8 protein-coding genes are annotated in these 12,867 nt (G+C 53.7%); 6 read left to right on the forward strand and 2 right to left on the reverse strand.

Annotation, left to right across the window (positions count from 1 at the left end; genetic code table 11):
* Positions 1-29: 29 nt before the first annotated feature.
* From IPK01_06830 to IPK01_06840, 3 genes are all read left to right on the forward strand, one after another.
* Positions 30-680, forward strand: coding sequence for a nucleotide exchange factor GrpE (locus tag IPK01_06830; GenBank protein MBK7933207.1), 651 nt, complete (start codon positions 30-32; stop codon positions 678-680).
* A 114-nt stretch (positions 681-794) separates the two neighbouring features.
* Positions 795-3,074 carry an ATP-dependent Clp protease ATP-binding subunit gene (locus tag IPK01_06835; GenBank protein ID MBK7933208.1) on the forward strand — a complete coding sequence of 760 codons (2,280 nt, stop codon included), beginning with the start codon at positions 795-797 and terminating at the stop codon, positions 3,072-3,074.
* Between the two features lie 62 nt (positions 3,075-3,136).
* Complete coding sequence (locus IPK01_06840; GenBank protein ID MBK7933209.1) at positions 3,137-3,949, forward strand: hypothetical protein; 813 nt, start codon at positions 3,137-3,139, stop codon at positions 3,947-3,949.
* Positions 3,950-4,041: 92 nt separating this feature from the next.
* On the opposite strand, the gene IPK01_06845 is transcribed toward IPK01_06840, so the two are convergent.
* The gene (locus tag IPK01_06845) at positions 4,042-6,198 is read right to left on the reverse strand and encodes a VCBS repeat-containing protein (protein ID MBK7933210.1); all 2,157 of its coding nucleotides are present in this window, start codon (positions 6,196-6,198) and stop codon (positions 4,042-4,044) included.
* Between the two features lie 81 nt (positions 6,199-6,279).
* Between IPK01_06845 and IPK01_06850 the strand changes: the two genes are divergently transcribed.
* The gene (locus IPK01_06850; GenBank protein ID MBK7933211.1) at positions 6,280-6,612 is read left to right on the forward strand and encodes a hypothetical protein; all 333 of its coding nucleotides are present in this window, start codon (positions 6,280-6,282) and stop codon (positions 6,610-6,612) included.
* A gap of 262 nt (positions 6,613-6,874) precedes the next feature.
* Here IPK01_06850 and IPK01_06855 read toward each other — a convergent pair whose 3' ends face one another.
* On the reverse strand, positions 6,875-9,499 hold the full coding sequence (locus IPK01_06855) for an Rne/Rng family ribonuclease (GenBank protein ID MBK7933212.1): 2,625 nt from the start codon (positions 9,497-9,499) through the stop codon (positions 6,875-6,877).
* Positions 9,500-9,976: 477 nt separating this feature from the next.
* Between IPK01_06855 and IPK01_06860 the strand changes: the two genes are divergently transcribed.
* On the forward strand, positions 9,977-11,752 hold the full coding sequence (locus IPK01_06860) for a hypothetical protein (GenBank protein MBK7933213.1): 1,776 nt from the start codon (positions 9,977-9,979) through the stop codon (positions 11,750-11,752).
* 95 nt (positions 11,753-11,847) lie between these two features.
* Positions 11,848-12,780 carry a GGDEF domain-containing protein gene (locus IPK01_06865; GenBank protein ID MBK7933214.1) on the forward strand — a complete coding sequence of 311 codons (933 nt, stop codon included), beginning with the start codon at positions 11,848-11,850 and terminating at the stop codon, positions 12,778-12,780.
* Positions 12,781-12,867: the final 87 nt, after the last annotated feature.

A 12,867-nucleotide genomic window follows, 5' to 3' on the forward strand; every position in this document is an offset into this window, starting at 1 on the left:
CCTGCATTAAAATGTTTAAGAAAAAGAAAATGAACGAGCAAGAAATCGAGTTTGACGAATCAGACGAAGTGAAGATCCCTGTAAACGACAAACGCCGGTTTAGTCCTGATGGCGAACGTGTCGTCGGTGACGAGAAGCCTACAGAACCGGTCAAGTCGGCCGCCGAGATCGCTCTTGAGGCCGCACTTAAGATCGAGACCGAACGACGCGAGGCCGCCGAGGCAAAACTCAGCAGCGTACAGGTCAAATTTGATGAGGCAAAGGCGAATCTGGAGAAAGAAACGGCCGAAATGCGTACGCGGCTAATGAAAACACTCGAGGATCGTGGCAAACAGGCTCAGTTCAACTTCCTGACGACATTGCTTCCGGTGCTCGACAACCTAAATTTGGCAGTCGCCGCGAGCGAGACCGACCCGTCAGTCGAACATCTGCGTGACGGTGTGATCGGAACCGCCAGAAGTTTTGAGCGAGCCCTTATCGATGTCGGCGTCGAGCCGATCGCATCAGTTGGCGTTGCTTTTGATCCGGAGCAGCACGAAGCCGTCGATATGGTCGCGACCGACGCGGAAAACGATGGCAAGATCACCGCTGAATATACTCGCGGTTACAGGTTCGGCGGCAAACTGCTGCGTCCTGCACGAGTTCAGGTCGGGAAAGGTATGGCCGATTCGGCGGCTTAGTAAATACCGCGCCGGAAAATCCTTTTCGGCGCACGCGTCGAAGTGTTATGATGTAGTACAGGCAAATCCCTTCCGTTTGGCCGCATCGAATATTTTAGTTTTACCAATATTTATATGGCAGATATAGACGCATACAAGGATAAATTCAGCGAAAGCGGCAGACGTGTTTTGGAGACCGCTTTGGGCGAATCCAAAAAGCGTGATCAAAATTACGTGTCGATCGAGCACATTCTACATGCAGTCGCATTCGAGGAAGACGATCTTTTTACATCGACAATGCGTGACCTTGCGGTCGATCCGCGTTCGGTCAAAATGCTGATCGAAAAACGGATGGAGAGCGGACGCCAACATACCGGCAGCGGATTTCGAATTGCTCCTGAAACCACCGAGCTCTTCAAACGCGCGATGGATCGTGCTCGTTCGCAAGGGCGGCGTGTGATCGATGGCAGCGATATTTTTTACGTTCTTTCAAACGACGAACGCAGTGTGCTTAATGACGTTTTGCAAAATCTGGGAGTGCCGTCCGATGAGGTTGCAACGAGCGCCCGTACACGCATCCGCAAGCGTGAAAAAGAGGAGGAACGTACCCGTCAAAAATACGAATTGCCCTCATTCCTTCGTCATTTCGGCGTTTCGATGAACAAATTGGCACGTCAGGACAAGATCCCGCCAACCATCGGCCGCGAGCGCGAGATACTGCAGATGATGGAGATCCTCTCGCACCGCGAACGTTCTAATTCGCCGATGCTTGTTGGCGAGCCGGGCGTAGGTAAGACGGCGGTCGTCGAAGGTTTAGCCAGATTGATCGAACTTGAGCCTGAAAAGGTCCCTGCAAGATTGCGCGATGCACATATCGTGCAGCTTCAGATGGGCGGACTTGTCGCCGGGACAATGCTTCGCGGGATGTTCGAGGAGCGGATCAAGGGCATAATCGACGAGGTAAAAGAGAAAGACCACATCATTCTCTTCATCGACGAAGCTCACACCATCATCGGGGCCGGTGCCGCAATGGGGACGACGTCGGATGCGGCGAACATGTTCAAATCGAGCTTGGCCCGCGGCGAACTGCGGATCATCGGTGCAACCACGATCACCGAATACAAAGAGTACATCGCGGACGACGAAGCTCTTGCCCGCCGGTTCCGTCTCGTAACGGTTGACGAACCGACGATGGACCAGACAAAGGAGATCCTGCTCGGCGTCAGGCCGCGGCTGGAGAAGAATTACTCCGTAACGATCTCGGACGAGGCCATCAATATGGCCCTCGAGATGTCTCCGAAGTACATTCGCAATCTGCACCTGCCCGACAAAGCGATCGGCTGGCTCGACACGGCTTCGGTCAAGGTCGAGATCAACGAGCCGCTCGAAATGATCGTCCGGCCCGAGCACATCATTGATGTCATCTCTCAGGAATCGCGTATTCCGAAAGATATGATCTATCGCGACACGTCAGATCGTTTTTCCGCCATGGAAGCCGATCTTGGTAATCGCGTGATCGGTCAGAAAGATGCCGTGCGTGCGGTCGCTGAGAGATTGCGTTTGAACAAAGGGCCTCTGAAAGACAATCATTACGCGCCCGACGGCGTACTGCTTTTCCTCGGCCCGACCGGCGTTGGAAAGACCGAACTCGCCAAAGCAGTCGCTGAATTCATGTTTGGCGACGAAGGCAAGATGATCCGCATCGACATGAGCGAATACGGTGACGGCACGGTCGGCATCGAAAAGCTAATCGGCATGCCTCGCGGTATTGTCGGCTCAGAACGCGGCGGTATTTTGACCGAGCAGCTTCGTGACAATCCGTACACAGTACTGCTGCTCGATGAGGTCGAAAAGGCTTCGCCGTACCTGATGAACATCTTTCTTCAGGCATTCGACGAAGGCTGGATCACCGACGGCCGCGGCAAGAAGGTATATCTTTCGGACGCGATCGTCATCATGACGTCAAATCTTGGCTCGGAAAACTTCAAACGGTACGAAAAACCGCTCGGTTTCGGCCAAAAGACGCTCGGAGATGTGTCGCAGATAAAGGCCGAAGCGATGAAAGCGGCTGAGTCGCGGTTCACGCCGGAGTTTCGAAACCGTATCGACGAGATCATTGTGTTCTCGCCTCTCGTCCTTGACGAAGTTCGCGAGATCGCCAAACTTTACCTCGCCAAACTCCAGAAAAATATGGAACGGCAAGGCAAGGTCGTTGAGGTAACTGAGGCAGCTCTTGACCTATTGACCGAAAAAGGATTCTCACCGGCATACGGTGCCAGATTCCTGAAACGGCACATCGATCAAAAGGTAAAATTGCCGATCACCAATGAATGGAAACTGTCGACAAAATTCATCGTCGATGCCGCCGAAGGCGAGATCACGGTAAAACCGGGCGAGGTTTTCAGCCTCAACTAGACGCAGCAAAAACTTTTTGCATCAAAGGCTTTGGTGATAAAATCATCAAAGCCTTTTTCTATATGAACCGATCAATTCTCAGAACCTTTTTTGCGCTTGTTAGCGTAATTTTTGTATCAACGACATTTACATCCGCACAGACCGATACGCCAAAGCCGCCGCAGACTGAAAAGGCCGAGGCTGTGATCGCAAAGGCCGTGCAGGTGCTTGGCGGTGACCGTTATCTCAAGGTGAGATCACAGATCGGACGGGGCAAATTCAGCGTCATCAAAGAAGGTGCGACGGTCTCGTTTCAGACATTTGTCGATGTCATCGTCTTCCCGGACAAAGAGCGAACAGAATTTAAGGAACGGGGAACTCTAACGGTACAAACCAACTCCGGCGGAACCGGTTGGGTCTATGACGGCGAACAGGAAGTCGTCAAGGTTCAGAACGAAACGCAGCTCGCGAATTTCAAACAGGGCATGCGGACGAGCCTCGACAATCTGCTTCGCGGCGCATGGCGTGGCGATGCCGAGCTCTCATATATCGGCCGCCGTCCCGCTGCTCTCGGCAAACGAAACGACGCCATAAAGCTCTCATTCAAAGACGGTTTCGTGATCGAGTTCGAATTTTCGGTCGACAACGGTCTGCCCCAGAGATCGCTTTATAAAAAGACGACACCCGACGGCGAAGAGGTCAAAGAAGAGGACCGCTATGCCCAGTTCGTCGATATCGACGGCATCAAAACACCGTTCATAATCGACCACGTCACAAACGGCAAACCAACATCGCGGATCAATTACGAAACTGTCGAATTCAACAAGAGCATCCCTGACTCAATATTCACAAAACCCGCGACCCCGAAGGAAGCAAAGAAAGAGATCAAATTCTAATAAAATTTAGCCGCAGATCACCCAGACATCATGGATAGAAAATATCTCTGATCCGTCCTATCCGCGTGATCCGCGGCCAATTTTCTTCCGCTTTACCTCACGAACGCACTTGGCAGCGGCACATCGCCGGCGGCACCGAACTGCTGGATCAGTGTTCCGGCGGTCGAGCGTTGGATGAACCACGTTGAGTTCGAAGGCCGGAATACGCCCGCGTCCGTCTTGCCGTCGCCGTCGTAATCTCCCGCGACAGGCACGTCACCGGTCGTGCCGAACGGGAACGCAAAGTAAGAGAGGTCCTCGCTCCGCAGCACATTCCAAAATCCTGTCGAAGGCCGCCAAAATGCGATGTCGGCCTTGCCGTCACCCGTAAAATCCCCGACGACGGTTTTGTCGGTCGAAGTCCCAAACTGCAACGCCGCGACGATGCTCGTTGCACTTCGCTGGATCCACCACTGAGCTCCGCCGACTGCATTTGGACGATAGATCGCGATGTCGCTTTTTGCGTCACCATCATAATCAGCCGCGACCGGAACATCGCCTGCGATACCAAATTGCTGGATCGTCGTTGGTGAGCCACCGGAATTATTTATGAACCAAGTCGAATTAGAGGGCCGAAAAACAGCAATGTCAGCCTTGCCATCCGCATCAAAATCCGTCGGCACAGGCACGTCGCCGCTCGCCCCAAATGGAGTTGCAAAGAACGATAGATCTTCCGATCTCAAAACATACCAAAACCCGGTCGAAGGCCGAAAGAACGCAATGTCCGATTTCCCATCACCCGTATAATCCGCCGGAACGATCGTATCCGTACTCACACCAAACACCAAGGCACGATTTCCGCCATCGCTGCTCCGGTTATGCCACCATTGGCCAAGCGCAGGACGAAAGATAGAGACATCGGTTTTGCCGTCGCCGTCAAGATCGAATGCAGTTGCATTTCCCGGCAGGTGCCGCGCAACGCAGAAATTATCGGTGCTGCCGGCCGAGGTATTGCGGGTTCGCCCAGCGACGACGATTCTGCCGTCAGGCTGGATCGCTACCGCGTTTGACGTGTCACTGCTGCCGTTGGTCATATCCGAAACTAAAATGCCATTGGTGCCAAAGCTCGCGTCGAGAGTGCCGTTTGCATGGTACCGTAGGAGCACAAAATCAGGACTTCCCACCGTATTAATGCTAACAACTACGATCTTGCCGTCGGACTGAAAAGCAATTTCATTCGCTGAGTCCATTAAGGAGTCAACACTGGTCGTCACAAGGCCGTCGCCATCGAAAGAACTATCTAGGGTTCCATTCGGGTTGTATCGGACGAGAGCATTGTCGAATCCATTGGTTCCGGCCAGAATTATCTTGCCGTCGCCCTGGACCTTCATGTCGAACACGGTCTCGGTAGTGGCGTTCGGAAGGTCCGTTAAGATTTTACCGTCCAGATCAAACGTAGTGTCGAGGGAACCGTTAATATTCATGCGGGCGAGGGCAAAATTACGCGTAGCATTGTTCGCCGGATTGGCAGTGCCTCCGATGAGGATCTGGCCGTTTGCGAGAATATGGACACCCTGCGCGGCTTCACCGGTGGTGCCCCCAAAATCGATCGTTGTGACGCCGTCCCCAGAAAAGGTCGTGTCAAGTACACCTGCCGATGTTAGCCGGGCAACTGCCATATCTGACGTCCCTAAATCGCCGACAACGACGATCGAACCGTTCGGCTGAATGGCGAGTGCATGTATCTCCGCAGGCCCCAAGAAACTGAGGCCGGTAATCACTCCGTCGCCTGAGAAAGTAGTGTCGGGATCGCCGTTAGGCAAAACGCGGACAACTGCCATCTGATTGAAGAACCCTCCCGGATTGAAGACACGTCCGGCCGCGACGATCTTCCCGTCAGATTGAATTGCTGCTGCCTCGAGGACACAATCTGGTAGACCGCTCACAAGTATCGTTACTCTGCCGTCGCCGCCGAAAGTCGTGTCGAGCGAGCCGTTTGGATTGTAACGAGTCAACGCACAGAGTCCTGCATCTGACTCAGGGTCCGTTGATCCAACAGCGACGATCTTGCCGTCCGGCTGGATCAAAACGTCATAAGCTATATCCTGTCCGCCCGAAAAATCCGTCGCGAGCCGACCGTTGCCGTCGAACGTGATGTCAAAGGCTCCGCCCGCCGCATACGCCGGGGACAGACCCACAGACAGGAGCGTTATAGCGAGTGCAAGAGCAACTGACAACGAAATTGCGTGTCGTGTTCGTCTAGATTCCATTACTTTCTCCTCTACCGTCTGCTGATCTAATGCCTTTGAAACTTCATCAGGGGCAGGGTGCTTTCGCGTGATTCACCCATAATGCCTCTCAAAGACCCGATGCAGTTTACGCAGATTCTATCATTGTTTTGCCGAAGCGATCACAGAAAATTCGCTTCACTTTCACAGTCGTGGCACTCACGTTCAATAAAACCGCTCGAACCCGTCGGTCTCGTCGGTGGCTGGCGGTTCGAAGCGTGGGTTTTGGTGTATCTTATGGGGCAAACCGAGATCTATGAGTCGACCATCATCATTGTCATCGGCACAGGCGACCTCATCATTTTGGTGGTAATGGTCGGAAAGAGGCGAAACGCACTTATGGCACCAATTCTCGCTGCGGAGCGGCCAGCGACAGTTTTGTTTGTTCGAAAATGATGTGTCGCACGGCGTCTTTTTATTGTCGCTGACCCCGTTTTTGACTGTCGCCAGCCCCCGAAAACAGTGTCGCTAACCCCTTAAAAACTGTCGCTGAACGGCATTTTCGACAAATTTGCTGATCAAATTGTGGTACGTACCACAATTCAAACCCGAGGTGAAAAATACACGTTTGGTCTTCCCCCGAAACGCGCTTTGCAGGCGCAAAAAGGGCTGCGAATTTTCATTCACAGCCCTTTTTGTCTGAAACCGCGCAAGCGGTCTAAATGAACGCAAAATCGAACTGTGCCTGATGGATCGACTTGTCAGACGTGACATCGATATGGCCGAGGTAGGCCTCGATCTCTTCGAGAACCTCGCGTTCGGTACTGCGAAACGCCTTGGCGACGTCCGGGTGAACCCGCAATGTCGTGTGACGGACGTCATCGACACTGCGTGACAGACGGCGGGCTTCTGACAATATTTCGTAACAGACCGTTATCGGCGATTTGACCCAGCCCGCACCTTCACAATAGTCGCACGGGGCACACATCGTGCGTTCGAGCGACTGTTTGACGCGTTTGCGGGTCATGATAATAAGCCCGAAATCGTTGAACGAGAGCACCTTATTCGGCGAACGGTCGGAGGCGAGAGCTTCCTGCAGTGCCTGCGAAACCTTGTGCCGGTTGCGGCGGTCTTCCATGTCGATCAGGTCGAGCACGATGATGCCGCCGAGATCGCGAAGCCGGATCTGACGAGCGATCTCATCGACGGCCTCCATGTTAGTTCGGGTGATCGTATCCTCAAGCCGGGCATTACCCTTGCCGACAAATTTGCCGGTGTTAACGTCGATCGCGACGAGAGCTTCGGTCTGATTGATGACGAGGTAGCCTCCCGATTTGAGCCAAACACGCGGCTTGAGTGCCTTATCGATCTCTTCCTGAACACCGTAATACTCGAGGATCGGCTCGTCACGTGTGTAAAGCTTCACGCGGTTGACCGTACGCGGTTGGATGAGGTTCATGAACTCGACCGTTCGGAGGTATTCCTCTTCACTGTCGACGCGGATGGCCGTGAAATCGTCAGCCAGTTGATCACGCAGAATTCGCTGGACAAGGTCGAGATCCTGATGTATCAATGCCGGAGATTTCTTCTTTTCCGAGCCCTTCTTCGAATCGGCCCACATACGAGCCAAATACTTTGCATCGTTTCTAAGGTCTTCCTCAGAAACACCAATGCCGGCGGTACGAACAATGAACCCGCCGGAAGGTATCTCGTTGTCCTGACGGATCCGCTGGATCAGAGTACGCAGACGGCCCCGCTCATTTGCTGATTCGATCTTGCGTGATACGCCGAGATGCTCGATCGTCGGCATATATACAAGGTAACGGCCCGGCAGAGCGATGTGCGACGTAATGCGGGCACCTTTCTTTGCGATCGGCTCCTTGGCGATCTGCACCAATATCTCCTGGCCTTCTTTCAAAAGGTCCGAAATAGTTGGCTGTGGCGAACGGCCCCCACGGTCGCCCCTCTCATTACGGTCGCGCCTGCTGCCTTCATTTGACGGGCGATCGCTGCTCGGGCGGTCACTAACGGGTCTGTCGCCACTCGGACGGTCGCTGGTCGGCCGATCATTTCGTGAGCGTCCTCCGCGCTTGCCGCGTTCACGGCTGTCGCGCCCCCGCGGACGTTCTTCCGCCGACCGCTCTTGAATCACTGATTCGTCAGAACTAGCTTCGACCTCGGGTTCCGGTGCCGTATTTTCTGATCGTTCTTCGGCGATCTCTGTGGGCTCGATCTCTAATTCTGCCAAAGCTTCGATCGGTTCCTCGCCGTCGTTTAGCTCCTCAAGGGCATCTTCGATCTTGACCTTACCACCACGCCGACGGCCCCGGCCTCCTCGACGAACAGCCATCTCGGCTGTTTCACTTGATTCCTTTACGCTCGCTTCGGCATCTTCCAACTCGTCGCCTTTATTTACCGACTTTTTGGCCTTGGGTTTTGCGAATTTGCCCTTTGCGGTGCTTCGCTTTGCCGGGGTCTTGCGTTTTGCGGCCGGTTTTTCTTCGGCTTCATCGGCATTTGCTTTCGAACGGCCTCGTCCCTTCGCAGGCGCCGCCGGTTCGTCGTCTTCGTCCGCGATTCGTTCGAACCCGCTGCCATCGCTCACGACTTCGGCAAGCAATGATCCGACTTCAGCCTCGGTGATGGTCTCCATTTCAAACTCAGCGGCACGTACGCGATCGACGATCGCTTCCTGCATATAGGCGTCCTTGAACATCTCACCGGTGTCCTCATCCTCGCTATCGCTGATGCGTTCGAATCCCGAGTTATCGAACTCGACCTCGAATGTGGGCGTGGGCTCTTCGATCTCGATAACTGGCTCTTTGCCGCGACGGCCGCGACGGCCGCGTTTTTGCTCTTTAACCGGCTCGGGGGCTGGCTCAGATTCGGGTGTACCTTCTCCAGACACAACACTTTCGATAAAATCCTCGCGGTCCAGTTCAGCGTCATCGTCGGTCGATTCAACGATCGGTTCGGTGATCTCCTGAGCAGCTTCCATCTGTTTTTCGCGTGCGGCGCGTGAAAGGTCGATCATCTCGCGGGCGGTGCGTTGGGCCTGTTCGGGCGATTCTTTCTTGCTCTTTTCCATAACGATACGCTCGATCTCCTCTTCTTCGTCGAAGAAATCCGAGACATACAAAAACGCATCGCGTTCGAGGCCAATGTCGACAAACGCCGACTGCATTCCGGGCAGCACACGCATCACGCGGCCCTTATAAACATTGCCGACGACGCCGGAATTCTCTTCGCCGCGTTCGATATAAAACTCGGTAACCTTACCGTTATCGAGGATCGCAATTTTTTTCTCGCGACCATTAACACTGACAATCATCTCTTTGGACATAAAAAATCCTTCCTTTTGAATAAAGTTCTACTGCCCAAAAGGTATTGGAGGCGAAGGATAGGCGGTCATTTCAGTTGGATCACAGACGAAGAGCTTTAAATCGAACGGTCGAGCAGAACTTGCGTTTTGGTTTTATAGCTTGAGTTTGGAAGTGGTTTCCAAATGGACAAGTATTGAATTCTCTTAACGCCAGGGATCTCTCTTACGGCACGAACATCGTGTTCTTACCGCTTTCGGGGAGCACCTATTTCCAAATCGAGGAAAGTGCTCAAACCCGCTAAATATCTCGTTCAAAATCAAATCTTCTGTAAAATCTTCTGAGGCCTGCACCGCTTCGCCGCTCGTTTTTTTCGAGCACCTTCGAGCAAACTACAGATAGTATATGCAGATAAGCGAGGCGAAGTAAACTAAATTCGTACGAATCTCATTGAGCGAACTGTCAATTGCCTTTTTTCCCAGATACAATTAAACGTCTCTATGGAAATATATTTTCAGCTTGTGAGTGATGCTGAGTCGCTAAAAAAGGCGTGCGACGAACTCGATAATGACCGCTTTTTGGGCTTTGACGTCGAGACAACAGATCTCGACCCCTACAAAGGTGAACTGCGGCTAGTACAGCTAAGCAACGGGCAGAATACAAAGGTAGTGGACCTTAAGCCCTTTCGCGATCGCGGTGATATCAAGACTTCGCCCGAGCTCGCTCCGCTTCGCGAACTGCTGGCATCGAGCAAGCAGACTAAGATCGCCCACAATGCAAAATTCGACACGAAATGGGTGCGGCGTCATCTGGGCGTCGAGGTCGGTGCGATATATGACACTTATCTTGCGAGTATTCTGATCGCGGCGGGCGAGGGCGAGCGGCGGCACGGGCTGGCGGATGTGGTCCAGTTCTTTCTTGGCCGGACGCTTGATAAGGCCGAGCAGGTCAGCGATTGGGGTGCGGCCGAGCTGTCGCGATCACAGGTCGAATACGCTGCAAAAGATGCGGCGATCATGCTCGAAGTGCGCGACAAACTCGAGGAACGCATCGTCGCGGACGATCTGACCGAGGTGCTGCGGCTCGAGAATGAGTGTGTGATGCCGGTCGCTGAGATGGAGCTGAATGGTTTTTATTTGGATGAAGGCCGTTGGCGTAAGCAGCTAGAAAAGGTGACCGTCATTCAGCGTCAAGCCGCCGATCAATTGCAGGATATGCTTTCGGCCGGCGTCGCTCAGGCGTCGCTCTTCGGGCGTTCGGAGATCAATCTCGATTCGCAGGCACAGGTGACGGACGCTCTTGTCGGGCTCGGAATTCCCGTGCCAAATACGACGCGGGCCTGGGAACTGCAGCCGCTGGCCGAAAAATATCCGGTCGTAGCCAAGCTGCTCGAATATCGCGGCGCGGCAAAGGCGATATCGTCGTTCGGCGAGAATATACTCGAATTCATAGAGCCCAAGACCGGACGCATTCACGCGGATTTTCGACAGATCGGAGCACCGACCGGACGATTTTCTTGCTCAAAACCGAACCTTCAACAGATACCCCACGAAGAAGAATATCGACGGTGTTTCAAAGCTCCGGAAGGGCGGAAGCTCGTGATCGCGGACTATTCGCAGATCGAGCTGCGGATCCTCGCCGATTTTTCGGAGGACAAGAATTTCATCGAGGCATTCGAATCGGGGCAGGATTTTCATTCGGCCACGGCGGCACAGGTGTTTGGCATCAATGCCGAGGACGTGACGCCGGACCAGCGTTCGTTTGCGAAAAGGCTCAATTTTGGCGTGGTTTACGGCATAGGAGCGTCGCGGTTCGCGATGATGACCGGGCTGACGCAAAAAGAAGCCGAGGACACGCTGCGCAGATATTTTGCGACCTATCCGCGTATGGACGATTGGCTGCGAACAGCCGCTTCGACAGTCAAGGAAACGCGAATGACACGTACCAAATCGGGCAGGATTGCGAGTTTCAGATTTGACGAGAACGACCGTTCGTCGCTGGCGGCGGCGCAGCGTTACGCCAAAAATATGCCGATCCAGGGCACCTCGGCCGACATCCTAAAACGCGCTCTGCGGCTGCTGCACGAAGACATCCGCCCGACCTCCGCAAAATTAGTGAACATTGTCCATGACGAGATCGTCGTCGAATGCGATGTATCAGAATCAGTCCAGATCGCCGGCATCCTCGAGGGAGCCATGACAAGGGCCGGTGCTCAATACGTTAGCCATGTGCCGATCAAGGTGGACGTTCATGTGTCGGAAGAGTGGTCGAAATAGGACATCTGCGTACCTTAAAAAACACTTTTAATTGTTGCAATGAATAGGTTATCCTATACTTTGGCTCCCTCCTCACCAGACGCTTTCTGCGAGATATGAACGATTCGGAGACAAATCGACGCGACCTGCGGCCGGCTCTCGTATTTTTGAGCGGAGAGCTGATCGCTGTGCCGATCCCGCTTGAGCGGGAAGATGTCATTTTGGGGCGGGCACTCGAAGCGGATGTCCGTGTGAATGATACCCAGGTCTCGCGTCAGCACGCACGGATAACGACAACCAAAGATCTTGCCACCGGGAAAGCGGATTACACGCTGATCGATCTGAATTCGCGTAACGGTACATTTCTCAATAGCCGGCGCATCACGATGGAAAAGCTGAACAACGGCGACAAGATCGCGATCGGCGAGACCATTCTTAGGTTTGACCTGCTCGACGAGATCGATCGGGAATATCAGCGTCAGATTCACCGTTTGATTTCTCACGACGATCTGACCGGTTTGTTGTCGAGCCGCTCGTTCTTCTCGGAATTGAGGCGTGAGGCCGGGCGCGCGGCGAACGATGGGCGGCCGTTTTGTGTTCTGATGATGGACGGCGACAATTTTAAGAGCGTCAACGACACGTACGGCCACCTGACTGGCAGCAAGACCATCGAGGAGATCGGATTTTCGATAATGACGAATCTCAGGACCGGCGATGCGGCGGCGAGGTTTGGCGGCGACGAATTTGCCGCGTTTCTGCTCGATGCCGAGATGCCGCAGGCCCTTGTCGCAGCCGAGCGGATGCGGGCGAGCATCGAGACACAAGAGTTCAGCGTACTCCAACCGGGCCGTACGACGGAGACGCATCACATCACTGTTAGCATTGGCATCTCGTCTTTTCCTGAAGATTCGTCGGACCCGATCGAACTCGTCGAAATGGCCGATTCTGCCCTTTACCGTGCCAAACGCGAGGGACGCAACCGCGTCGCCGCTTACCGTGACATGACGCGATCCGAACTCGACAGGCATCTGCCGCCGAGGCGCGGTTAAAATTGCAACAATTTGAGCTAAACGCGCGTGAAAGACAATGAAACGGCGTTCGTGCTAAACTTTATTTTTGTTTGGCCGTGAGTCGTG

This window comes from Acidobacteriota bacterium, from assembly GCA_016713675.1.
Lineage (GTDB): Bacteria > Acidobacteriota > Blastocatellia > Pyrinomonadales > Pyrinomonadaceae > OLB17.